The organism is Bacillus gaemokensis (assembly GCF_001590835.1).
Taxonomy (GTDB): domain Bacteria; phylum Bacillota; class Bacilli; order Bacillales; family Bacillaceae_G; genus Bacillus_A; species Bacillus_A gaemokensis.
Map to the genome: position 1 here is coordinate 21,624 of NZ_LTAQ01000069.1, position 24,233 is coordinate 45,856.

Consider the following 24,233-nt stretch of genomic DNA (forward strand, 5'->3'; position numbering starts at 1 on the left):
AACAATCATTTTTATTTGGATCGAAATAAAAAATATAGAAAACTAATATTTATTCATGAATATAAAGATTAAAAATTTGAGGTAGATAGGACGGGAAAATGAAAAAGATTATTAAAGTTGAAGCGGTAGAAAAACATTTTGGAGATCAAGTGATTATTCCACCTCTTTCTTTAGATATTAAAGAAGGAGAATTTTTAACGATTCTTGGGCCAAGTGGTTGTGGGAAAACAACATTACTTCGTATGATTGCGGGGTTTGAAACTCCAACAAAAGGTAACCTTTTACTTGATGAAGAAAGAATGAATGACTTGCCACCGTATAAGCGTCATATGAACCTAGTGTTCCAACATTACGCACTATTTCCACATATGACGGTTGAGAAGAATATTTGTTTTGGTATGAAGATGCAAAAAGTATCAGCAGCAGAACAAAAAGAGCGTGCAGAAGAAGCGATGCGTTTAACGCAGTTACTTGAATTCCGCAATCGCAAGCCTTCAAAGCTTTCTGGTGGACAGCAGCAACGTGTTGCAATTGCAAGAGCAATTGTTAATAATCCGCGTGTGCTTTTACTAGATGAACCACTAGGGGCACTTGACTTTAAGTTAAGAAAAGATTTGCAACGTGAGCTGAAAAACCTGCAGCGCAATTTAGGAATTACGTTTATTTATGTAACTCACGATCAAGAAGAAGCAATGAGTATGAGTGATCGCATTGTTGTTATGAACAAGGGACATATTGAACAAATTGGGACGCCAAAGGAAATTTATAAAGAACCGAAAACATTGTTCGTTGCGACGTTTATTGGTGAAAATAATATTATAAAAAATGGGGAAAACTACGTAGCAGTTCGCCCTGAAAATGTAAAAATAAGTTCGGTTGAGCAACCAATTCTAAAAGAATACCACCTTGGGCATATTGAAGATATTGAGTTTGTTGGAAATATGGAAAAGCTGTATGTACGTGATGAAAAAACATCTGAATTATTAATGGCATACCAAACTGCTGAAGAAGCAGCGCAGTGGAGTATCGGAGATAATGTATATGTAGGCTGGGAGCAAGAGGATGAGGTGACCTTAAATTGAAAAAAGGGAAACTACTTGCATTACCTACAGTTACGTGGCTCTTAATCTTCTTTTTATTTCCGCTTCTATTCGTGTTAGCATTTGCGTTCTTACAACGCGGAGCATACGGGACAGTGGAGATGCAATTTACGCTAGATAATATATCTCGTGTGTTCGATTCATTGTATATGAATACATTATGGGAAACAGTGAAAATTGCATGTATCACAACAGTAATTTGCTTACTCATTGGGTATCCATTTGCATATACAATTACAATTGTAGATCGTAAATATCGTTCTATTCTGTTGTTATTGGCAACGATTCCGTTTTGGATTAACTTTCTCGTGCGTTCTTATGCATGGATTGTTATTTTGCGTTCACAAGGGCTCGTAAATACAGCATTACTAAAATTAGGTATTATTAATGAACCGTTAAATTTACTATATAATACACCATCTGTTGTATTAGGGATGGTATATTCTTTATTACCATTTATGATTTTACCAGTGTATGCAGCAATTGAGCAGCTTGATAAACGTAAATTAGAAGCAGCATATGACTTAGGTGCAACACCGATGAAAGCATTTTGGAATGTAACACTGCCAATGACAATGTCAGGGGTTGCCACTGGTTCGATTCTAGTATTTGTTTCATCTATTGGAATGTTCGTTGTATCAGATGTCATGGGTGGATCAAAAGTAGCATTAATCGGAAACGTTATTCAAAACCAATTCTTAGGTGCGCGTGATTGGCCATTTGGATCAGCGTTATCAATTATTGTTGTTCTGTTCTCTGTTCTGTTAATTTACTTATATTATCGTGCGACGAAAGTATATAAATACGGAAACGGAGGGGAATAGACAAAGATGAAGAAGTTTTTAGTTTCTTATTCTTGGTTAATTTTATTGTTCTTGTATTTTCCAATGATGGTTCTAATGGTATATTCTTTTAATGATTCTCGTATTAACGCAGAATGGGAAGGATTCACGTTCCATTGGTATACAGATCTATTTCAAAAGCAAGACGTAATTGATGCGTTTATAAATAGTATTACAATAGCGATTGTGACGACGGTTGTGACAACGGTTCTTGGTGTGATTTTCGCTGTTGCATTACATCGCTATAAATATCGTTTTGAAGGGGCAATTAATGGCCTTGTATATTTACCGATTTTAATTCCTGATATTTTAATGGGATTATCATTACTTATTTTATTTAGTCAACTTGGAATGGAACTTGGACAAGTTACCATTATTATTGCGCATATTACATTTAGTATTTCATTTGTTGTTGTAATTTTAGCAGCACGCCTTTCTGGTATGGGACATGATTTAGAAGAAGCGGCGAATGATTTAGGGGCAACGCCATGGCAGACATTTCGTTATGTAACACTTCCTGCTATTGCACCTGGAGTTATTTCAGCAGCATTACTAACATTCACATTATCAATTGATGACTTTGTGATTAGTTTCTTCGTATCTGGTCCAGGATCAACAACGTTGCCATTATACATTTATAGTATGGTTAAGCGCGGAGTAACACCTGAAATTAATGCTCTTTCTACAATATTAATCGTTGTTATTGTTGGATTAATGATTGCATCGGAGATATTCCGTAATAAAGGTGCAGATGGTGAAGAAAACTCTGGAGGACATCTTCCTTTATAAGAGAGAATGAATTACAAAGAATGAGGAGGTCATGGATTGATGAAATTGATGAAGAGAATAGCTGGCGTAGCAATTACCTTCAGTCTTGTTGCAGGTGTATTGGCTGGTTGTGGTGACAAGAAAGAAGAACTAAACATATACAGCTGGGCTGATAATTTTGATGAGGACGTATTAAAGGATTTTGAAAAGAAATATAACGTGAAAATTAACTATGATAAATATGCAAGTAACGAAGAAATGCTTGCGAAATTACAGGCTGGCGGTGCAAAGTATGATTTAATCCAACCGTCTGATTACATGGTTAAAACGATGACAAAAATGGACTTGCTGGAGCCGTTAGACAAGAAAAATATTCCGAACGTAGAGAACCTTGTTTCTAACTTTAAAACACCTCCATTTGACCCGGAAAATAAATATTCTCTTGTATACACTTGGGGTGTAACGGGAATTGCTTACAACAAAAAGTATGTGAAAGAAGCACCTACAAGCTGGAATGACTTATGGAATGAGAAATATAAAGGACATGTTACTTTATTGAATGATTCTCGTGAAGTGTTAGGCGTAGGTTTGAAGAAGAATGGATTCTCAAATAGCACAAAAGATGATGCACAGTTAAAGACGGCAGCTACTGACTTACAAAAGTTACTTCCGAACTTACTTGCATTTGACACAGATAATATTAAACAAAAGTTTATTACAGAGGATGCTTGGATCGGAACGGTTTGGTCTGGAGATGCAGCATTCATCGCAAAAGATAATAAAGATGTAGGATATGTTGTTCCAAAAGAAGGCGGTACAATTTGGGCTGATACATTGGCAATTCCAAAAGGTGCGAAGCATAAAGAGCTTGCAGAGAAGTTTATGAACTATTTATTAGATGAAAAAGTAAGTGTGAAAAATTATGAATCGATTGGATATAGTAATCCAAATGAAAAAGCTCGCGCTCTTCATAGTAAAGAATATCGTGATAACCACATGATCTTCTTATCGCCAGAAGAATTAAACCGTACAGAATGGCTTGTTGATGTAGACGATAAATTAAAAGAGTATGACCGTTACTGGACAGAGTTAAAAACAAAAGGAAAATAAGTATATAAATACAGATTGAAAAACCGACATAAAACCTAATCTTTAGGTGGGAAAGAGCATCTGGCCGAGCGTAGAAGCGGAAGCGGTCAGTGCCTTTTTTAGCCCCATGCGCCACATGAAAACAAAAAGAGAAAATGAGTGGAGATTCCTTTCTATTTTCATAGCCGTGACCTATATGTTGGAAAATCCAGCTAGATATATAATAAAAATGCGGTTTCTGAAGAGAAATCGCATTTTTTCATAGTAGGAGGAAAAAGATTGAAGCGAAAATTACATCAATATGAGTTGTTTTGTGTTGGTTTATTATTTGTTGTATTTGGCATCATTGCTTGGAGGGTACAAGCAGGCGGTGTAACAACAATGGATAAATATGTACAAGAACTTGTAAGAGGATTACAAACAGAAAGTTCACTCTCGTTTTTTTCATATTTTACAAAAATGGGCTCTGCAATTGGTATCACTAGCATACTGATTCTGAGCTTACTTGTTTTCTGGAAGAAGCGTTATTATGTAGCGATGTTTATTTATCCGCTTGCCATATTAACAACACATCTTGTGAATAAGGGAATAAAAGAAATTGTGAAAAGAGATCGTCCGAATTTGAATGAAGCACTTGATGCACTTGGTTATAGTTTTCCAAGTGGACATGCGATGCTGTCCATTATTACATATGGATTTCTTGCTTATATCATTGCGGCAAACTTAAAAAATAAAGCTGGAAAGTACATGATTACGCTTGTTATGGCACTATTTATTATATGGATTGGATTAAGTAGAATTATTTTATCTGTTCATTATCCAACTGATATTTTAGCGGGCTATTGCTTAGGTGGTATTTTATTAATTATCGCAATTTATTTTCATCGTTTATTCTCAGAGAGATTTGGAGCGAATCAAGAAAGATAGAAAATGTCTGAAAAGACCAAGATTATTGGTTTTTTCAGACATTTTTTGTATATAATTGCTTAGATAGAGATGTGATAAAATATAAGTGGATTCACGAATTGCATAAAGTAGGTGAAAATGTGTGAAGAAAAATGTACATAAAGTAGACAATTGGGGGAAAGTAGGAGCTTTTCTTTATCGATGGCGTTATACCATGATAGCGGTATTAGTTGTATTGGCCATAGTACTTGGCATTTTTGCGCCAAAACTCCCAGGAGTATTGGGTGGAGATGGCTTTCAAACAAAAGGGGATTATCAAACGACAAAAGAAATTTTGGATAAAGATTTTAAACAGTCTCAAGATACACTTCTTCTTGTTTTTCAAAAGAGTAAAGGAACGACAAAAGAGGAGTTTGAGAATCGGATAGAAGGAATTATAAATAAAATTCAAACGAAAGAATCGTATGAAGCTTTCCATCATCCACTAGAAAATAAAGAAATGTTACAAGATGATATTGGTTATGCGACCATTTTATTTTCCGGGAAAACAATTAAAGAACGAAGTGAAAAGACATTACAGTTCGCTGAAGGAATCCAGAGAGAAAGTAATGATATTTTGACAATAACACCAACAGGATTTCCGATGATTAATCAGGAAATTAATGAGCGAACTCAAAATGATTTGAAAGTAGCAGAAATGATTGGGTTACCAATTGCATTTCTTGTATTGTTCTTTTCATTTGGTAGTCTGCTGGCATCCATCTTACCAATTATAAACGGATGTCTGAGTGTTATTAGTACAATGGGCATTTTATATTTTATTGGTATAGATAAAGAGCTATCTATTTTTGTATTAAATGTTGCTCCTATGATTGGGCTTGCATTATCGATTGATTTTGCATTGCTATTTGTGAATCGTTTTCGCGAGGAAGTGGCATACCGAACAGTCAAGGACGCAATAGTTGTTACGTATCAAACAGCGGGCCGTGCCATTGTATTTTCAGGTTTATGTGTATTTGTTGGTTTATCGGGTTTGTTTTTCTTTGAAATAGACTATATTCAGTCTGTTGCAATTAGTGGGATGATTGTGGTTGTGATGAGTATTTTATTTTCACTTACACTTCTTCCAGCATTGTTATCATTAATTGGAAAACGATTGTTGAAAAAAAATCAAGCGACTCCCCGAACGTCAAATATATGGCGGAAATTTGCTCAGTTTGTAATGAAGCACCCTATTATGATGATTATCGTTGTTACCATGTTTATTATTATTTGTTTATTACCTCTTCGAACTGCTAATCTTCAATTTCCTGGTGTAGAGGCGTTGCCAGAGAAAAGTGATACAAGAATAGCATATGAGAGATATGAAGAGAAATTTAATAAAACTGTGAAAACACATGCCGATGTGACAATCGTATTAGAGACAAAGCAGGGGGTAACTGAGAAAGAAAGTTTACAAAAGGTAGAAGGTGTTATTGGAAAGCTGAAAAAAGATAAGCTTGTATACAAAGTAAAGAGTTTGTACGATGAGCTAAATGAAATGAACGCTGAACAGGTTGCTACATTACTACAATCACCTCAGCGAGCGCAAATAACTCCTGTATTTGAAGCATATACAAAAGGAAATAAAACAACCCTTCAAATTTTCTTGGATACGAAGCCGAAGGCGGAAACTGCGAAACAATGGGTACGTGATTTTAAAGAAAAATATAAAGAAGATGGTATTACATATTATTTAGGTGGCATGACAACCTTTCAACAAGAGCTAGAAGATGAAATAAAAGATAAAGTTGTGATTGGCATGTCCGTCATATTTGGCTCTACTTTCCTTATTTTATTATTTGCTTTTCGCTCTATACTCATCCCAATTAAGGCTATCGTGATGAATATACTTAGCTTAAGTGCAACGATTGGTATTGTTATTTGGCTATTTGAAGGTGGATATTTTGGTTTAGAAGAAAGTTCGGTCTTATTCGTGCTACCAATCTTTATTTTTGGCCTTGTATTTGGCTTAAGTATGGACTATGAAGTGTTCCTTATCTCTCGTATTCATGAGCTGTATGAAGAGACGAGAGACAATGATAAGGCAACATTAGAGGGGCTTGTATCGACGAGTCGTATTATTACATCAGCAGCTCTAATTATGATTGTTGTAACGGGTGCATTTGCATTTACTGATATTTTACCAGTAAAGCAGATGGGGATTGGAGTTGCACTCGCTATTTTTCTTGATGCAACGGTTATTAGGCTTGTACTTGTACCAAGTTTAATGAAGATGTTTGGGGAATGGAATTGGTGGCTACCATTTCGAAAGAAAGAAGTAAAATCATCAGATTGAAAAAAAGCGCTCACCTTGTAGAGAGGCTACTGACAAACGGAAGTTTTTCAGTGGCCTTTTTTTTGATTCACCATTCTTTCCATATACATTCATTTTGATTTACTGGCATATCAATCTCGGCTTTGAACATAAAAGCGGATCTCATCTCATTTCCTCCCTTTGTTTTTACGCGGCATGGGGCGAAAAAAGGCACTAACCGCTGCTACGTATGATCGGATCCTCTCTCCCACCCAAAAGGAAAAGTTTTTTAGCAGTTCCTCTTGTAGAGGAGTGTTTTGTTATGAATAGCATTGCCCTCTTTTTGCAAATAGTATGTGATAAGAACAATACATATTAAAAGCAGGTGAAGGCAATGTTTCGTTATTTCAAATTTAAGTTAAATGATACTGTACAGTTTGCAGAAAATGATGGGCACATGTATCGCATTGTCGGCTATAGGCTAGAAAAAGGGTTTTATCCAAAAGATGAATGGACTCATATCATTTATGAATTACTTAGGGAATTTGATGGGTATACAATGGATGCAGAAGAAGAAGAACTTGTGAAAGTGATCCAAGTAGATGAAGAATATTATAAAATTCATGAGATGTCTGGTTACCGGTACCCAGTTAAAATGAAACCAAAGTCAAAAGCTTCTAAGATAGAAACGATGGATGAGCTATTAGATGCGTATAACGACTATAAGCGACTAGCAGATTTTTTTAAAGATTTGTCTTATGAGCAAAAAGCAGAAGAGATGTTGCAAGAGATGAAGAGGTTACGTGCTTAGCTGAAAGTCTAGTATATAGGCTGTCTTTTGTTTTGGACGGTGCATCATAGGGGGTTTTCCGTTACAATAGGAGAATCAATAGAAATAAGGTGATAAGGTATGGAAACGAATAAAAAGGGAGAATGGTGTGAAATTACGATCCCTCTTAAATGGAGTGGCACTAGCATTGATTCTTTGCTAAAAGAAGAATGGGGCATTCCAAAAAAATTATTACATCAGCTTCGTATGGATAAAGGTATTGTCGTGAATGGAGAACAAAAGAGATGGAGTGAGCCTTTACAAGAGGGGGATAAGCTGCAAGTTCATATGTTTATTCAAGAAGAGTATGGTGTTCAGCCTGAATTTGGTGATTTAGAAGTGATATTTGAAGATGATCACGTATTAATCGTAAATAAGCCTGCACAAATGGATACACATCCTTCTGATAAAAATGGCATAGGAACACTTGCAAATCTTGTGGCTTTTCACTTCCAAATGCAAGGTTTAGAGACAAAAGTACGCCATATTCATCGATTAGATAAAGATACAACGGGCGGTGTCGTATTTGCGAAACATAAGTTAGCTGGTGCTATTATGGATCGATTGTTAATGGAGCGGAAAATTAAAAGAACATATATGGCATTAGCTGAAGGAAACATAAAGAAGAAGCAAGGAACGATTGATGCATCAATTGGAAGGGACAGGCATCATGCAACAAGACGCAGGGTTTCTTTAAAAGGGGATCATGCTGTGACACATTATAAGGTGGAAAAGTATTTTAAAAAGCAAGATGTAACGCTTATAACACTACAGTTAGAGACAGGAAGAACACATCAAATCCGCGTTCATATGAGTCATACTGGACATCCTTTAGTTGGTGATATGCTATATGGTGGCCAAACGGTATACATGTCTTGTCAAGCCTTACATGCTATGCAAATAGCTTTTGTACATCCAATTACCAAAGAAGAGATAATAGTAGAGATTCCAACTCCTACTTATTTAAACGACATCATGAAGTCCTTTCTTAAATCGAATAAGTAGAATTAAGCTTTTAAGTTGAGAAAAATATTTTTTGAAGGAAATTTTTTATAAAAATCGAAGCCGTAAATAGAAAAGAGAGGTGAAAATCACTTGGTAAGATATAAATATATTATGGGAATATTTTTTGCTTGCCTTCTATTTACGCTATTTTTATACCCATACTTACCTTATTATTTAGCAGTGCACTGGAATCAAAGTAATGAAGCGAATGAATTTGCAGGGAAACAAGTAGTTGTATTATTTATTCCTTGTCTTATTATTTTTCTACATGGATTGATTTATATGGTCTCACAATATGTATATAAATTTAGTAAGGATGCCCACTCCATTGTAATGGGATTTGAAAAAAATGTATTTCTATTTTTACTGTATATTCATGCGCTTATTCTTTCTATTAATATGGGAATAGGTATACCATTTCAAATGGGCCTTACGATAGGGATTAGTGCATTTCTTTTTATGATTAGTAAAGGATTTAAAAAAGGAAAAAAGGCAGAGGAGCCAGTTACATTACAGAAAATACGCTTATGTAGTCAACGAATTTTTCAAAGTATGGCGTGCATTGTATTGATTTCATTGTTTTTGAAGTTAGAGTGGGGCTTCTATCTATTAATTAGTGTAATTAGCTGTGGATCTATCGCTTTTATGTCTTATATTTTGTATTCATATATATTAGAAAACTATGAAACATAAAAGGAGTCTTCCGTTAAGAAGACTCCTTTTTATTTATCCCAATATTGATTAAAGTTTCACTTTATTTTGTAATAAATTGTTGTGTCCAGTAGTTTCCGCTTTCTACATAACCAACACCGATGTGAGTGAAACCGCTATTTAAAATGTTTGCACGGTGACCTTCGCTGTTCATCCAAGCTTGTACAACCTCTTCTGGTGTACGTTGACCTTGTGCAATGTTTTCACCTGCAGATTTATAAGAAATACCAAACTTTTTCATCATATCGAATGGAGATCCGTATGTTGGGCTATTATGATCGAAGTAGTTATTTTTTTGCATATCTTCAGATTTAGTGCGTGCAACCTTACTTAATTCGTTATCAACTTGTAATGCTGATAAACCTTGTTTTGTACGCTCAGCGTTTGTTAATTCAACAACGCGTTGTTCAAATTCACTTAAAGAACCTTTTGTTTCTTCAGCAGGCTTATTTTCAGCTGGTTTTTGTGTTTCATTGTTATTATTATTGTTTTCAGCCGGTTTTTGTGCTTCTGGCTTCACAGTTTCTTTGTTTTCAGCTGGTTTTTGTTCTACAGGTTTAGTAGTTTCTGGTTTTGCAGTCTCTGGTGTAACTACATTTTCAGCTGGTACGTTTGGTTGCTGACCAGGAACGAAGCAATCTTGTTGGAATTGTCCTTGATTCCATTGTGATAGAGAATCAATTCCCATAGATTGTAAGTATGCTTGCAATTCTTGTTGGTTCATATGTTTCATAACAACTTTTGCTTGTTGAATATTTTGAACCTTAATTGCAGATGGTTGTACTGTTGCTGCTTGCGCATCTAGAGATGATACTCCTAGTGTAAGTGCAGTTGCTGCTGCGACAGATAATAAAACACGTTTTTTCATGATGTGTTTCCCCCTATATAAAAGTTTTGAACTGTTGTTACACAGATTAATTTTTTGACAGCCTGTCTGACTGACAAATTCATCGTAGCATACAAACTACTGAAAAAAAGATGGAAAAAAATTCATAGACTTTAAAATTTCCTATTTTATCCTAGATTAAAATAAGAGGTAAAATGGGAGAAAACTAGATTACAAAAGGAATTTTCAGCATTTTCTGCCTTGCGCATAGAGGGGTGTTTTTGGATTATATTACCTTTTAAGGAGACTGAGAAACCTATTAAATCAAGGGTTTCTATATTTTACTCAGGAATATAATGGATGTTTTTTAACAGAACTGTAATCTTTTTGTTGTTCTTTTTTATTAGAAAGTAACATATTTTTAATCTTGTAGCGGATAAAAAAGCGGCTATCTCTTTACATAGAAGAAAGAGATAGCCGTTTTCACATTGTTACATATATTACGATTTGAATTCAATTGCTTCTAATAATAAATCTACAATATGGATTCCTCTCATTTTATGAGAGAGATGTTCGCGCTCAATACCAAGTTTCATTTGGAGTAAGCAACCTGGATTTGCAGTAACAATGGTTGTTGCATCTGTTTCATGAATACGTTCCATTTTGTAATCTAAAAACCCCATAGATAATTCTGAGTGAACGATATTATAAATACCTGCAGAACCGCAGCAACGATCTGCTTCTTTCATCTCACGATATGTTACACCTTGAATTGCTTGTAGTAACATACGTGGTTGAGAGGAGGTCCGCATCACATTACGTAAATGGCAAGAGTCTTGATACGTAATAATTTGTGGAGGAAGGCGTAAATCAGTTCGTTTATGGAAATTTAATTCCACTAAAATAGCGGTAATATCTTTTATTTTTGCGACAAATTGCTTTGCACGTTCGACCCATTTTGGATCATCTTTTAATAAATAGCTATAATCTACAAGATAGGCCCCGCATCCCCCGGCGTTTGTAATAATATAATCAATTTTTAAATTCTCAAAGGCTTGGATATTTCGTTTTGCCAGTTCTTTTGCACCGCTCTTTTCACCAGCGTGACCATGCAGTGCCCCGCAGCAACTTTGCTCTTTCGGAATGACAATGTCACAGCCGGCAAGTTGAAGGAGCTTCATGGTAGCGTTGTTTGTCTCTAAAAACATTGTATCCATCAAACAACCGGTAAAGAAAGCAACTTGTTTTTTCTTTGTTGTTTCAGCTGATAAAAATTCTGGGCGCTTTTTCATTTCTTTCATCTTAGGTACTTTTGGTAAGACAAGATCCATTGTTGCAATGGTTTCTGGAAACAACTTCATAATGCCTGTTTTGTGTGTTAACATTTGTAAACCAGAGCGTTGATAGAAGCCGATAAGTCCTGTTAATGTTCGCATACGATTTTGATGAGGAAATAAGCCTTCAAATACAATTTTACGAACAACTTTAACTGGCATAGAGAATTTTTTGTTTTGATTTATAATATCTCGTGCTTCTTCTAATAAATGTCCATAGTTTACTCCAGATGGACAAACGGGTTCACAAGCGCGGCAACCAAGGCAAACATTTAATGTATTTTCAACATCTTCATCCGGTTCAATTAGGCCATCGACGACTCCTTTCATTAGTGCGATACGACCACGTGGGGAGTGAGATTCTTTATACCCAGATTGAATATAAGTAGGACAAGTTGGTAAGCAAAAGCCACATCGCATGCAGTTTAGTAATTCATCTTCATCAAGACGTTCTTTAAATTCCTTTTGAATCCGTTCTTTATTTAATGTTGTCATCGCTTTACCACCACTCTTTTACGAGAGTCTTTAGCAAACATTTTTCCAGGATTCATAATGTTATGTGGATCGAAAGCATGCTTAATGCCTTGCATAGCAGCGATGCCTTCCTTACCTAATTTTAGTTCTAAATAAGGGGCCTTCATGGCACCCACACCATGTTCGCCTGTAATTGTACCGCCGAGTTCAATGGCCTTTTTAAAGATATCTGCAAAGGCTTGCTCAGCACGATGCATTTCATCTGCATTACGAGCATCTGTCATACATGTTGGGTGTAAGTTTCCGTCACCAGCATGCCCGAATGTACAAATAGGAATATCATATTTCTTTGCAATCGCATTAATTGCCTCAACCATCGGAGCAATTTGAGAACGAGGGACGGTTGCATCCTCTAGAATTGTTGTAGGTTTAAGTCGTGCTAATGCAGAGAGGGCGCTACGACGGGCTGTACGAAGTGCATCTGCTTCAGCTTCATCTTTTGCGACGCGAACATCAACGGCATGCATAGAACGACAAACAGTAGCCATTTTTTCAATATCACGATTCACAACTTCCGGAGGACCATCTTGTTCGATGAGGAGAATCGCCTTAACGTCAGTAGGTAAACCGATTTGTGCAAATGCTTCTACCACTTCAATTGTTGGTTGATCTAAAAACTCAAGAGTCGCTGGAATAATTTTATTTGCAATAATTGCTGATACAGCGCGAGCGGCTTCATTGATGTCTTGATATAATGCGAGCATTGTTTTCTTTGTCTCAGGCATTGGAACCAGTTTTAAAATCGCTTCTGTAACGACCCCAAGTGTCCCTTCAGATCCAATAAATAAACGAGTTAAATCATAACCAGCTACATCTTTGGCTAATTTACCACCAGTGCGAATGATATCGCCATTTGGTAAGACAATCTCAAGCCCCATAACATAGTCACGAGTTACACCGTATTTTAAACCACGTAAGCCACCGGAATTTTCATTGATATTACCACCGATTGTAGAAATTTTCATTGAGCTTGGGTCTGGTGGATAAAATAGCCCTTTTTCTTCTACTGCTTTAATAATATCAAGTGTAATTACACCAGCTTGCACAGTAATTGTTAAATTTTCTTCATCTATTTCTAAAATACGATTCATATGGCGGAAGATAAGAACAACTCCGCCTTCAAGTGGACATGTTCCCGCGCAAAGGTTTGTTCCAGAACCACGAACGTACACAGGAACTTTGTGAGCATTACATACTTTTAATACTTCAGCTACTTCGTTTGTATTACGTGGTGCGACAACTGCATCGGGCATCGCTTGGAAGTTTGGAGTTGCATCGTAACTATACGTTAAACGTCCCATGTTGGACGTATCTACATTATCTTGACCAACAATCGATACGAATGAATTAATAATACGCTGTTCTAACATTAGAAATCCCCCTCAAACTGTTAACTTGTTTCTTTTATACGTGTATGGATGATAGAAAATAGCAATAGAAACGTTGTAACAGTGTTTTCATTATAATCATAAAAAAGTAAGGGAGGTCTTTCTATGTGTGATTAGCTGAAGATTAATTTGTTTTAACATCTTTTTTTGTATGATTATCTAATAAAAGAAGAGCGAAGTATAAAATAATCAAATCTTTAAAGTGCTTTGGATCAAGCCCTGTGTATTCTTCAATTTTTTTAAGTCTATAATGCAATGTATTAATATGAATATGTAACATTTCAGCGGTTTGTTTATAGGATTGATTATGATCTATAAACAAGCGCAGTGTTTGCATGAGCTCTGTTACGGATAATAAGCTATAAATGGTACGCTGGAGAAATTCTTCGCGAGTTCCAGCGGTAATATCTTGTAAACACATTTCTAAACGTAAATCTTCATTAAATATAATACCTTTCGTTTCAAAGGCTACAGAAAGAGCGCGTAACGCTTGTTCATATGATACATGCATCTCGTTTGGCATGACGGTTTTTCCAATACCAATGTATAGTGTAATAGGAAATAGAGCCTCACAATCTTGCTTTACTCGTTTTAAAAATTGGAAAGTTCGTTGCTTTGTTTCTGTTGTTGTAAATAAAATGAAACGGTCATTTCCCCAGCGGACAAATAGTTCATCTTTAGCCAACAAATTACGAATATGTTGCCAAATTTTACGCTGTAGCATCGTATCGTCCTGATCGAATGAAAATAAAATGAGCTGTTTTTTCTTATATAAATCGATGCCGAGTGTTTTTGCACGGTCCAGAAAACCAGGAGACCAATCGTTACTTTGTAGCCAATCAAAAACAAATGCTTCATATGAACGCTGTTCAAGTTCCAGTTGTTCTAAAAAATAATTTTCATGGATTAATAATTCGGTCATTTTTCGTAATATTTCCCCGTACTGTGAAATGTTTTCGGGCTCTCCTGTTATACCGATGACCCCGATTACTTCATCATGAAAAAGGAGTGGAAGATTCATGCCGGCTTTTACTCCTTGTAAATGCTGTTCATTTTCTTTCGATATAATGACAGTTTTCTTTTGCTTTGCACAGCGAAGGGCTCCTTCATGAAATTGGCCGATTCGGACTGCATCTGTACTTGCAATAATGGTACCTTGTATATCTATAATAATAATGTTCTCGGTAATTAGTCTTCGAACTTCACGGACAATTTTATTTGCTAAATCAGGGAAAAGCATAATTTGCACACCTCTATTTCTATTTGTTGTACATTATATATGTAGTTTTGATAAGAGAGAAGATTTCACACTTTCCTCACAAATATTTGCTATTTTACAATTATAACGAAATCATTCGAAGATGGAGGGAAACTTTTGAGAAAATGTTTGTTTCTGCTTTGTTGTGTCTTTCTGTTAGCAGGGTGTCAGAGAGAGTCATATACATCGATTGCCAAAAATAAAAGTGTAATTATAACAACAAATATCAAGGAAGGGAGTATTAGCTTTATTGATAGAGAGTTGAAAAAGACATTGGCAACATGGAATTTAAAAGAACCAATCACAGGGATTACGATGCTTCCAGGTGGAGAGGATATGCTCGTATATGGTAAGCAGCTTGAATATGTATATATTTACTCTCTCTCAGAAGGAAAACAAATAAAAAAATGGAAAACAGGGAAAGGAATTGCAAATATTGTCGTATCAAATGATAAAAAACAATTGTTTGTTGCAGATCAGAATGAGCAAAAGATTCGCTTCCTTACAACAAACGGTGAAGAGGTAGGCAGTGTATCAGTAGGAAAAGGCCCGCTCACAATGGTACAACATAATCAGCAATTACATGTATTGAATTTTTACGATACACAGTTATCTACGATTGATTTAGAGAAAAAGAAAATCGTACATTCATTTATGGTGCCACCAGCTTCAACAGGAGCAATGGTAAGTGCTGATGGGAAGGAAATATGGATTGGTGGACATGGGGATGGAACGCAAGTGAATGAGAAAGTATTAGTCTATTCGTTAGAGAATGGGGAGATGATTCGTTCTTTACACGCCCCATTTATGCCAGTTAGTATTGCAGGAGATGAAGAGTTTATGTATGCCTTAAGCCATGGATCAAATATGCTCAGAAAATTTGATGTACGTACTTATCAAGAAGTAGGAGAGATTGAAGTAGGATCTAATCCATTTGCTTTTTTGAAAAATGGAAAAGAAGGGTATATTGCTAGTTATGATAGTGATGAAGTATATGTAATTGATATACAGGAAATGAAAGTAAAACAAACGATTACAGTTGGAAAGGGGCCATTTCAACTTGTGCAGCGAGAAGGGAGAGGAAAATGAGCAAACATAAAGTGTTACTTGTAGATGATGAAAGTGATATGAGACAGCTTGTCGGCATGTATTTAGATAACTTTGGATATGAGTGGGGAGAAGCGGAAAATGGAAAAGACGCTCTTTATATGCTAGAAACAACTCATTATGATTTTGTTATTTTAGATATTATGATGCCGGAGATGGATGGAATGTCGGTTTGTAAAGAAATCCGAAAAACATCAGATGTTCCGATTATTTTTTTAACAGCAAAAGGAGAAGAATGGAATCGTGTGAATGGCTTGCGAATTGGAGCGGATGATTATATTGTGAAGCCATTTAGTCCTGGAGAGCTCATCGCTCGTATGGAAGCAGTATTAAGGCGATACACGAAACGTGAACAGCAAGAAGAAATTCAATTTGGTCCAATCGTAATTAATGAAAAAAGTAGGCGGGTTGAGACGGACGGTGAGCCTATTTCACTTACTGTAAAAGAGTTCGATTTACTTCATTTTCTTTGCGGGCATAATGGACAAGTGTTTAGTCGGGAGCAATTACTTGAGAAAGTATGGGGATACGATTATGCAGGAAGTACAAGAACGGTAGATACACATGTGAAAACGATGCGTATAAAACTTGGGGAAAGTGGGAACTACATTCAAACTGTTTGGGGTGTAGGCTATAAATTTGAGGTGTAATATGTTAACAATGGTACAAAAGCTTTGGCTTACAGTAGTATGTGCGGTGTGTGTGACAGTTTCGTTTCTTTATTTTGTTTCCTTATATTCATATGAAAAGTTATATGTGCAAAATATTGAAGATTCATTAATAATGGAAGGAAAGCGGCTTGTCTCACAATATAATAAGCATGAAGGTGGATTAGCGTTTGAGGAAAAAGTACAGGCGTTTGATCGTATTTCGAGTGCAGATATACTTTTTGTGAGCAACCCTCGTGATTTAAGTGCGTGTCTACCTTTTGATGTGCACTATCATTCACTTATCAGTGAGAATGATAGGCAAACATTGTTAGAGGGAAAGACGGTTACCAAGATTGGATATGAAGAACATTTCGGGCGTAATATTATGGGAGTTGTCATTCCTGTTTTAGAAGAGAAGAAATTAGTTGGGATTGTGTACTCATATATTCCATTAAAGAGTATTAAAGATTTAATATACGATATGGGACTTATTTTAGCACCATTAGCTTTCATTATAATTTTACTTACAATATGGATTGGTAGAAAAATTATTATTACGATCACAAAGCCTCTTTCACAGATGGAAAGAGTTGCGAATCATATGGCAACAGGAGATTTTTCTGAGCGTATTACGATTTCATCGGAAGATGAAATCGGTCGTTTAGGAAAAGCTTTTAATAAAATGGCTAGTTCATTGGAAATGGAAGATGCAAAACGTAAGGAGTTTTTAGCGAATGTTTCACATGAACTACGGACTCCGCTTAGCTATATTAAAGGGTATAGTGAAGCGATTCTAGACGGTGTGGCAAAGGGACAACAACAATCAAAATTCACACAGCTTATCCATAAAGAAGCCGGTCGTATGCAAAGGCTCGTGCACGATTTATTAGATTTAGCGCAGTTGGAAGGGGATCATTTTCCCTTGAAAAAACAACCGATTGTATTTTCTCAGCTTATTGAGGATGTATTAGAAACATATGAATTGAAATTTACAGAAAAACAGCTGTATATTTTAAAGAATCTGGATCCTGATATTATTGCAATGATCGATGAGGATCGGATGCAACAAGTGATTCATAATTTGTTAGACAATGCCATTCGGTATACGAATCAAAAGGGTAGCATTGTTATACAACTGCAGAAAAAAGAAAAACATTGTGAATTGAAAATAATAGATACAGGAATCGGGATTGATGCTGAGCATTTAGAACAGCTTGGTGAAAGGTTTTACCGAGTGGATAAAGCAAGGAGCCGTCAGCATGGCGGGACTGGTTTAGGTCTTGCGATTGTAAAGCAAATTGTACATATCCATGATGGAGAGTTGCGAGTTGAAAGTGTAAAAGGAAAGGGAACAACAGTTATAATAAAATTAAAGGTAAATGATGAAGAAAGTATGTTTTAGTTTAAAGCATACTTTTTTGATTATGTAACTAGCCATTATGAATAGAGAAAAGGAATTATATGGTTAAAAAACCTAGTTACAGGATCATTAATGGAGAAAATAACCATTAATTCCCTCCATATAACAAAAAATTGAAGATTTTATGAACAAAATATTTGTACTTCTTACTAATTCGTTCTAAAATAGTTATGGATGCTATTATGTTCTTATAAATCGTTGTAATTGTTGTTTGGATGATACTGAGGTGATTTAACTGGAGTACAAATCTATTAAACCGAAAAAAATTTACGAAGAGGTATCTGAAGCCATTTTAACAATGATAAAAAATGGTACATTAAAACCTGGTGACAAACTTCTTCCTGTTCATCAATTAGCTGAGCAGTTTCAAGTTGGCCGATCTGCTGTTCGTGAAGCATTAAGTGCCTTGCGAGCAATGGGCTTGATTGAAATGAAACAAGGGGAAGGTACATATGTGAAGAACTTCGATTCTTCTGCATTGACAAAACCGTTAAATAATATGTTGTTGATGAAGAAGGAAGATATTTTAGATTTATTGGAAGTACGAAAAGTGCTTGAAGTGGGGGCAGTTCGAGCGGCTGCAATAAAGCGTACAGAAGATAATTTGCAAAATATGAAGCGTTGGTTAGATGAAATGGCAAAAAGCATTGGAGATGAAAAAGCTGGTGAAAAGGCAGATTTTCATTTTCATATGGGAATAGCAGAATCTTCACATAACAATATCTTGCTTGAACTCATGAATCATGTTTCAGAAATGATTGCTGAAACAATTGGTGAATCAAGACGCATTATTTTATATGGTGAACAAACAACAGCAGAACGACTTTTAGAAGAGCATCAAGTTATTTATGATGCGGTATTGGCGCAAGATGTGGAATTGGCACAGAAAGCAATGCTAAATCATTTAACAAATGTAGAGCATACTGTCACAGGTAGAAGAGATATAAATTCGTGATTCAACCTTTAAAAATGTCATTTTTCTGATAAAATGAAGAAGGGTTAAGTAAGCGTTTTCTTTAGAGAGGAGAGAGTCAGGTAGATTTGGTTATGCCTAGCTTCTTCTTTCTTCTTAGTCATCTGATGACCATATGATTGTTGGCGAAGTTGTAATGAGGGGGAATTATAATTATGAAAGTTACTTTGTTTGTTACTTGCTTAGTCGATATGTTTGAAACAAACGTCGGTAAGGCAACTGTTGAATTGTTGGAGCGTTTAGGTTGTGAAATTGAATTTCCAGAAGCTCAAGTGTGTTGCGGTCAGCCTGCTTATAATAGCGGCCATGTAGAAGCTGCAAAGGAAGCAATGAAGCATATGATTGAGACTTTTGAAAATGCAGAATACATCGTTACACCATCTGGTTCTTGTGCGACAATGTTTCACGAGTATCCACACGTTTTTAAAGATGATCCCAAATGGGCAGAACGGGCACAAAAAGTCGCGGACAAGACATATGAGTTAACACAATTTATTGTAGATGTGTTAAAGGTCACAGATGTCGGTGCTCACTTAGAGGGAACAGCGACTATTCATAAATCTTGTCATATGACACGTTTACTAGGAGTAAAAGAAGCACCAGGGATTTTACTATCAAATGTAAAAGGGTTAACTGTAAAGGAACTACCAAATGTGCAGAATTGTTGTGGTTTTGGGGGAACGTTCTCAGTTAAGATGACACCAATCTCTGAGCAAATGGTAGATGAGAAAGTGGATAGCGTGATGGAAACAGGTGCTGATTATTTAATTGGTGCTGACTGTGGGTGTTTGTTAAACATTGGCGGACGTATTGAACGTTTAGGTAAAGAAGTAAAAGTAATGCATATTGCTGAGGTATTGAATAGCCGCTCATGAAGGGGGAACATAAGCTATGTCTATGAAAATCAGTGAGAAAAAATTTAATGATCGCGTTGGCGATGGAATTCAAGATTCATTTATGCGGGGCGCAGTATCTTCTGCACAAACGCGTTTATATACAAATCGATTAAAAGCAGCCGATGAATTAGGAAACTGGGAAGAATGGCGTGAACTTGGTGAACAAATTCGTCAGCATACGTTAGAAAATCTAGATTATTATTTAATGCAACTCAGTGAAAATGTATCCAAAAGAGGCGGGCATGTTTTCTTTGCAAAAACAAAAGAAGAAGCGGCGCAATATATTCAAGAGGTAGCAAAAAAGAAACAAGCGAAAAAAGTTGTGAAATCGAAATCGATGGTAACCGAAGAAATTAGCATGAACCATGCGCTTGAAGAAATTGGTTGTGAAGTATTAGAGAGTGACCTAGGAGAATACATTTTACAAGTAGATAATGATCCGCCATCTCATATTATTGCGCCTGCACTTCACAAAAATAGAACGCAAATTCGTGATGTATTTAAAGAAAAGCTTGGATATGAAAATTCTGATGACCCATATGAAATGACAAAGTTTGTTCGTAAACAACTTCGTGAAAAATTTATGGATGCTGAAATTGGGGTAACAGGATGTAATTTTGCTGTTGCAAATACAGGCTCTCTTTGTTTAGTAACAAATGAAGGAAATGCCGACCTTGTTATGTCTATTCCGAAAACGCAAATTGCAGTAATGGGTATGGAGCGTATGGTTCCAACTATGGAAGAACTAGATGTTCTTGTTGGCTTACTATGTCGCAGTGCGGTAGGTCAAAAATTAACAAGTTATGTAACGGTAGCAGGACCGATTCAAGAAGACGAAGTAGATGGGCCTGAAGAATTTCACCTAGTAGTTGTGGATAATGGACGTTCTCAAATTTTAGGATCTGAATTCCGTCCAGTCTTGCAATGTATTCGGTGCGCGGCGTGTGTAAATGTTTGTCCTGTATATCGTCATGTCGGTGGTCATTCTTATGGATCAATCTATTCCGGACCAATTGGAGCTGTATTAACGCCACTTTTAGGTGGATATGATGATTATAAAGAACTTCCATATGCATCTAGCTTATGCGGGGCCTGTACGGAAGCTTGTCCGGTGAAGATTCCATTGCATGATCTGCTATTGAAGCATCGTCAGGTTATTGTTGAAAAAGAGGGACGTGCACCACTTGCAGAAAAACTAGCAATGAAGATGTTTAGTATGGGTGCTTCTTCAGCAGCTTTATATAAAATGGGATCTAAAGTGGCTCCAGCTGCAATGAGCCCATTTACATCTGGTAATCGTGTGACGAAAGGTGTAGGACCGCTGAAAAATTGGACTGATATTCGTGAGTTCCCAGCCCCAAGTAAAGAAAGATTCCGTGATTGGTATAAAGATCATAAGAAAGGCGGGAATAACTGATGACAGGAACAATTCAAAACCGTGATTCCTTTCTAGCAAATATCGCAAAAGAGCTTGGACGTGAGCAGAAAACAGAAGGGGTAAAGCGCCCCGTATGGAAAAATAATGTGAACGTAGAAACATTAAAAGATTACACAGAAGAAGAATTGCTAGAAGTGTTTAAAAAACAATGTACGAACATTCATACGACTGTTATTGAAACGACAAAGGTGGATTTAAGTACAGCGATTCAAAAAGTAATCACTGAAAATGGTGGTGGACCTATTCTGTTATCAGCAGACGAACGTTTTCATACGTACGGTTTAACAGCTTTATTTAGAGAAGAGCTTCCAAGTGAAAATATTGAAGTGAACACTTGGAATCCAGAAAAAAGAGACGAGAATATTCGCTTGGCAGAAAAGTCAAATATCGGTATTGCGTTTAGTGATTATACGCTAGCCGAATCTGGTACGATTGTCGTACAAAGTCATAAAGGACAAGGGCGTTCTTTACACTTTTTACCTACTGTATATTTCGCAATTATCCCGCGTGAAACCATTGTCCCCCGTATCACACAAGCGGTTCAGGATATGAATTCACGTGTAGAGAATGGGGAAGCAGTTGCATCTTGTATTAACTTTATTACAGGCCCAAGTAACTCAGCAGATATTGAAATGAATCTTGTTGTCGGTGTACATGGACCATTAAAAGCATTTTATTTTATAGTGTAAAATGAGGAAAAGCAGGCCAGAAAATGGCCTGCTTTTTTAGTGAGATGCAGATAATACAGATTAGAAGGGACTCGCTTTTTTCTGCTATATTTTAGGGAGAAAGGAGAGGGGCGTATGCTATTTTATTTATATGCATTTTTGATAGGAATGGTGTTTGGTTCTTTTTATATGGTTGTAGCTATGCGTATTCCGATAGGTGAATCTATTATTTTCCCGCGTTCTTATTGTCATCATTGTCGACATAAGCTAAAACCGAAGGAACTTATGCCTATCATTTCATTTCTCCTACAAAAGGGGTGTTGTCCGTATTGTAAAAGAAAAATACCTTGTACGTATATGTTATGTGAGTTAGTCACAGGTAGTGTATTTCTTATTTCGGCATGCATGATTGGAATGGACAAAGAGTTGCTTGTCGTATGGACGTTACTTTCACTCCTTATTATTATTACAATTACAGATCTTCTTTATATGATAATTCCAAATCGGATTTTACTATTTTTTACGTGTGTGTTTGTTATAGAGCGCATTTTTATTCCATTATTCCCTTGGTGGGATGGTTTAGTTGGGAGTGGGATTATATTTGTTTTGTTATACCTCGTACAAATTATTTATCCGAATGGGCTTGGAGGAGGAGATGTGAAGTTGCTTGCGCTACTTGGATTTATAATAGGAACGAAAGCAATTTTTATTACACTTTGTTTCGCCTCGTGTTTGAGTCTATGTTTTTTTGGAATCGGTATTTCCCTAAAGCGTGTTACAGCGAGGCAAGCATTACCGTTTGGACCGTTTATCGCACTTGGAACAATAGGTTATTTAGTTATGGTATATTTAGAATAAAGGAGGGATAGAGGATGAATGTGTATATGGATGATCAAAGTGCTTGTCCATTTGGTTATGTTTTAGCGACAACAGTAGAAATAGCTTTGAATTATGTTCGTGATTATAATATAGATATTATATCGCTGGATTATAATATGGGATGGGGTAAGGAAAATGGTTTAAAGTTTTTAGAGATTTTTTGCACACAAGGCTTGTATGTAAGAGAGATTCATTTACATACTAACGATACAATCGGTATGAATAATATGCTAAATAGAATAAAGCAGGGGAAAGAGCAAGGAGAAATTTCAGCTAATATTCTTGTGAAATGTATCGGTAGCTGAAAAAAATCCCAAGGTAGACCTTGGAATTTTTTGTTAGTGTTTCATGTGTGCTTGTAAAGGAATAATTTCCTCTTGTTGAACAGCTTCCAATTTATCTTCTGCCATTTTAGGATCAGGATTTTTTTTTGTTAAATAGTGATATACAATACCAACAAATACAGATCCGCCAATAATGTTACCAATTGTAACCGGAATTAAGTTATGGATAGCACCTGCAAAGGAAATTGTATCAGGATGTGGTGATACTAAAGATAATGCAAATAATGATAAGTTTGCGATGCTATGTTCATAACCAGATAAGAAGAAAGTGAAAACAAGGAACATCATAACCATTATTTTTGCTGTATCTCCTTTTACTTGAGATGGAAGGAAGCATGCAAGACAAACGAGCCAGTTACATAAAATAGCTTTGAAAAATAGTTGCATAGTTGGTGTACCCATCTTTATTTCAACGACTTTACTTAATAAATGTTCATGGTCAATTGCTTCAAAAATCCCAGTTGCATAAAATAATAGCGCGAAAAATATTGCCCCCACTAAGTTACCGAAATAACATGCACCCCAGTTACGAAGTGTATCACCGATTGTTGTTTCTTTTCTTAAAGTTGAAACTGTAAAATACATCGTATTTCCTGTGAATAATTCAGCGCCTCCATATATAATTAAAACAAGTGCAATTCCAAAAAACATAGAAGCTGCTAAATATGTTCCAGGTGAGTTTGCTATATGGAAAAAGTTACCCAATTTAAAACATAGTACAATAATAAAACCGATATAGATGCCAGCAAGTGCAGCACGAATGAAATATTGCATTGGATTTGCATCCAACATTTGTTTTTTCTTCTGCGCAAGTTGAACAACGTAAGTTAATCCTTGTTCTAGCATAAGTATACGCTCCTTTAGTACATTGTCTGTAATACTCCTTATATGAATAAGTTACACGTATTTCCTCTTGCTTTCAATAAGTTTGTGCAATATTTCACAAAAAGGACAAACCTTCTTTGTGAAAGC

23 protein-coding genes are annotated in these 24,233 nt (G+C 36.0%); 18 read left to right on the plus strand and 5 right to left on the minus strand.

Annotated features, from left to right (window positions below; genetic code table 11):
- Window positions 1-98 precede the first annotated feature (98 nt).
- From potA to AZF08_RS26200, 9 genes are all read left to right on the plus strand, one after another.
- Entirely contained in the window at window positions 99-1,082 is a 984-nt protein-coding gene (gene potA, locus AZF08_RS26160; protein WP_033675343.1) for a spermidine/putrescine ABC transporter ATP-binding protein PotA, read from the plus strand.
- Window positions 1,079-1,924 (plus strand): ABC transporter permease, encoded by an 846-nt coding sequence (locus AZF08_RS26165; protein ID WP_033675344.1) that lies wholly within the window; start codon window positions 1,079-1,081, stop codon window positions 1,922-1,924. Before potA ends, AZF08_RS26165 begins: the two co-directional genes overlap by 4 nt.
- A 6-nt stretch (window positions 1,925-1,930) precedes the next feature.
- The gene (gene potC, locus AZF08_RS26170; RefSeq protein ID WP_033675345.1) at window positions 1,931-2,731 is read left to right on the plus strand and encodes a spermidine/putrescine ABC transporter permease PotC; all 801 of its coding nucleotides are present in this window, start codon (window positions 1,931-1,933) and stop codon (window positions 2,729-2,731) included.
- A gap of 39 nt (window positions 2,732-2,770) precedes the next feature.
- Window positions 2,771-3,820, plus strand: coding sequence for a polyamine ABC transporter substrate-binding protein (locus tag AZF08_RS26175; protein WP_033675346.1), 1,050 nt, complete (start codon window positions 2,771-2,773; stop codon window positions 3,818-3,820).
- Window positions 3,821-4,078: 258 nt separating this feature from the next.
- Entirely contained in the window at window positions 4,079-4,726 is a 648-nt protein-coding gene (locus AZF08_RS26180; protein WP_033675347.1) for a phosphatase PAP2 family protein, read from the plus strand.
- Between the two features lie 121 nt (window positions 4,727-4,847).
- Window positions 4,848-7,043: an MMPL family transporter gene (locus AZF08_RS26185; protein ID WP_033675348.1), complete on the plus strand. Its 2,196-nt coding sequence runs from the start codon at window positions 4,848-4,850 to the stop codon at window positions 7,041-7,043.
- Window positions 7,044-7,395: 352 nt separating this feature from the next.
- Window positions 7,396-7,812 (plus strand): hypothetical protein, encoded by a 417-nt coding sequence (locus AZF08_RS26190; protein WP_033675349.1) that lies wholly within the window; start codon window positions 7,396-7,398, stop codon window positions 7,810-7,812.
- Window positions 7,813-7,911: 99 nt separating this feature from the next.
- The gene (locus tag AZF08_RS26195; RefSeq protein ID WP_033675351.1) at window positions 7,912-8,835 is read left to right on the plus strand and encodes an RluA family pseudouridine synthase; all 924 of its coding nucleotides are present in this window, start codon (window positions 7,912-7,914) and stop codon (window positions 8,833-8,835) included.
- 90 nt (window positions 8,836-8,925) lie between these two features.
- On the plus strand, window positions 8,926-9,528 hold the full coding sequence (locus tag AZF08_RS26200; RefSeq protein WP_033675353.1) for a DUF1648 domain-containing protein: 603 nt from the start codon (window positions 8,926-8,928) through the stop codon (window positions 9,526-9,528).
- A gap of 61 nt (window positions 9,529-9,589) precedes the next feature.
- Here AZF08_RS26200 and AZF08_RS26205 read toward each other — a convergent pair whose 3' ends face one another.
- The 4 genes from AZF08_RS26205 to AZF08_RS26220 all read right to left on the minus strand — a co-directional run bounded on the left by AZF08_RS26205 (window position 9,590) and on the right by AZF08_RS26220 (window position 14,868).
- A complete protein-coding gene (locus AZF08_RS26205) occupies window positions 9,590-10,414 on the minus strand; it encodes a CAP domain-containing protein (RefSeq protein ID WP_033675354.1) in 825 nt (274 codons plus the stop codon).
- Window positions 10,415-10,872: 458 nt separating this feature from the next.
- Entirely contained in the window at window positions 10,873-12,201 is a 1,329-nt protein-coding gene (locus AZF08_RS26210) for a (Fe-S)-binding protein (protein WP_033675355.1), read from the minus strand.
- A complete protein-coding gene (gene glcD, locus AZF08_RS26215) occupies window positions 12,198-13,610 on the minus strand; it encodes a glycolate oxidase subunit GlcD (RefSeq protein ID WP_033675356.1) in 1,413 nt (470 codons plus the stop codon). Before glcD ends, AZF08_RS26210 begins: the two co-directional genes overlap by 4 nt.
- A 142-nt stretch (window positions 13,611-13,752) precedes the next feature.
- Window positions 13,753-14,868, minus strand: a complete 1,116-nt coding sequence (locus AZF08_RS26220) for a CdaR family transcriptional regulator (RefSeq protein WP_033675357.1) — start codon at window positions 14,866-14,868, stop codon at window positions 13,753-13,755.
- Window positions 14,869-15,003: 135 nt separating this feature from the next.
- On the opposite strand from AZF08_RS26220, the gene AZF08_RS26225 reads away from it, so the two are divergent.
- From AZF08_RS26225 to AZF08_RS26265, 9 genes are all read left to right on the plus strand, one after another.
- Entirely contained in the window at window positions 15,004-15,975 is a 972-nt protein-coding gene (locus AZF08_RS26225; RefSeq protein ID WP_033675358.1) for a YncE family protein, read from the plus strand.
- Window positions 15,972-16,643, plus strand: a complete 672-nt coding sequence (locus AZF08_RS26230) for a response regulator transcription factor (RefSeq protein WP_033675359.1) — start codon at window positions 15,972-15,974, stop codon at window positions 16,641-16,643. The genes AZF08_RS26225 and AZF08_RS26230 overlap by 4 nt, the downstream gene beginning before the upstream one ends.
- Window position 16,644: 1 nt before the next feature.
- The gene (locus tag AZF08_RS26235; protein WP_033675360.1) at window positions 16,645-18,045 is read left to right on the plus strand and encodes a sensor histidine kinase; all 1,401 of its coding nucleotides are present in this window, start codon (window positions 16,645-16,647) and stop codon (window positions 18,043-18,045) included.
- A gap of 283 nt (window positions 18,046-18,328) precedes the next feature.
- Window positions 18,329-19,018, plus strand: coding sequence for a FadR/GntR family transcriptional regulator (locus AZF08_RS26240; protein ID WP_265182909.1), 690 nt, complete (start codon window positions 18,329-18,331; stop codon window positions 19,016-19,018).
- A 173-nt stretch (window positions 19,019-19,191) separates the two neighbouring features.
- Window positions 19,192-19,911: a (Fe-S)-binding protein gene (locus AZF08_RS26245; RefSeq protein WP_033675362.1), complete on the plus strand. Its 720-nt coding sequence runs from the start codon at window positions 19,192-19,194 to the stop codon at window positions 19,909-19,911.
- A 16-nt stretch (window positions 19,912-19,927) separates the two neighbouring features.
- A complete protein-coding gene (locus AZF08_RS26250; RefSeq protein WP_033675363.1) occupies window positions 19,928-21,349 on the plus strand; it encodes a LutB/LldF family L-lactate oxidation iron-sulfur protein in 1,422 nt (473 codons plus the stop codon).
- Entirely contained in the window at window positions 21,349-22,059 is a 711-nt protein-coding gene (locus AZF08_RS26255; protein ID WP_033675364.1) for a LutC/YkgG family protein, read from the plus strand. The genes AZF08_RS26250 and AZF08_RS26255 overlap by 1 nt, the downstream gene beginning before the upstream one ends.
- Before the next feature lie 114 nt (window positions 22,060-22,173).
- The gene (locus AZF08_RS26260) at window positions 22,174-22,896 is read left to right on the plus strand and encodes a prepilin peptidase (RefSeq protein WP_033675365.1); all 723 of its coding nucleotides are present in this window, start codon (window positions 22,174-22,176) and stop codon (window positions 22,894-22,896) included.
- Window positions 22,897-22,910: 14 nt separating this feature from the next.
- Window positions 22,911-23,222, plus strand: a complete 312-nt coding sequence (locus AZF08_RS26265) for a cyclic-phosphate processing receiver domain-containing protein (protein WP_033675366.1) — start codon at window positions 22,911-22,913, stop codon at window positions 23,220-23,222.
- Window positions 23,223-23,255: 33 nt separating this feature from the next.
- Here the strand turns inward: AZF08_RS26265 and AZF08_RS26270 are convergent, their stop codons facing one another.
- The gene (locus tag AZF08_RS26270; protein ID WP_033675367.1) at window positions 23,256-24,107 is read right to left on the minus strand and encodes a formate/nitrite transporter family protein; all 852 of its coding nucleotides are present in this window, start codon (window positions 24,105-24,107) and stop codon (window positions 23,256-23,258) included.
- Window positions 24,108-24,233 lie beyond the last annotated feature (126 nt).

Bases quoted from the DNA above. Each gene is read 5' to 3' on its own strand.
- potA (WP_033675343.1), top strand. From the start codon at position 99: ATGAAAAAGATTATTAAAGTTGAAGCGGTAGAAAAACATTTTGGAGAT.
- potC (WP_033675345.1), top strand. From the start codon at position 1,931: ATGAAGAAGTTTTTAGTTTCTTATTCTTGGTTAATTTTATTGTTCTTG.
- AZF08_RS26175 (WP_033675346.1), top strand. From the start codon at position 2,771: ATGAAATTGATGAAGAGAATAGCTGGCGTAGCAATTACCTTCAGTCTT.
- AZF08_RS26190 (WP_033675349.1), top strand. From the start codon at position 7,396: ATGTTTCGTTATTTCAAATTTAAGTTAAATGATACTGTACAGTTTGCA.
- AZF08_RS26195 (WP_033675351.1), top strand. From the start codon at position 7,912: ATGGAAACGAATAAAAAGGGAGAATGGTGTGAAATTACGATCCCTCTT.
- AZF08_RS26205 (WP_033675354.1), bottom strand. From the start codon at position 10,414: ATGAAAAAACGTGTTTTATTATCTGTCGCAGCAGCAACTGCACTTACA.
- AZF08_RS26210 (WP_033675355.1), bottom strand. From the start codon at position 12,201: ATGACAACATTAAATAAAGAACGGATTCAAAAGGAATTTAAAGAACGT.
- glcD (WP_033675356.1), bottom strand. From the start codon at position 13,610: ATGTTAGAACAGCGTATTATTAATTCATTCGTATCGATTGTTGGTCAA.
- AZF08_RS26220 (WP_033675357.1), bottom strand. From the start codon at position 14,868: ATGCTTTTCCCTGATTTAGCAAATAAAATTGTCCGTGAAGTTCGAAGA.
- AZF08_RS26230 (WP_033675359.1), top strand. From the start codon at position 15,972: ATGAGCAAACATAAAGTGTTACTTGTAGATGATGAAAGTGATATGAGA.
- AZF08_RS26235 (WP_033675360.1), top strand. From the start codon at position 16,645: ATGTTAACAATGGTACAAAAGCTTTGGCTTACAGTAGTATGTGCGGTG.
- AZF08_RS26245 (WP_033675362.1), top strand. From the start codon at position 19,192: ATGAAAGTTACTTTGTTTGTTACTTGCTTAGTCGATATGTTTGAAACA.
- AZF08_RS26250 (WP_033675363.1), top strand. From the start codon at position 19,928: ATGTCTATGAAAATCAGTGAGAAAAAATTTAATGATCGCGTTGGCGAT.
- AZF08_RS26255 (WP_033675364.1), top strand. From the start codon at position 21,349: ATGACAGGAACAATTCAAAACCGTGATTCCTTTCTAGCAAATATCGCA.
- AZF08_RS26260 (WP_033675365.1), top strand. From the start codon at position 22,174: ATGCTATTTTATTTATATGCATTTTTGATAGGAATGGTGTTTGGTTCT.
- AZF08_RS26265 (WP_033675366.1), top strand. From the start codon at position 22,911: ATGAATGTGTATATGGATGATCAAAGTGCTTGTCCATTTGGTTATGTT.
- AZF08_RS26270 (WP_033675367.1), bottom strand. From the start codon at position 24,107: ATGCTAGAACAAGGATTAACTTACGTTGTTCAACTTGCGCAGAAGAAA.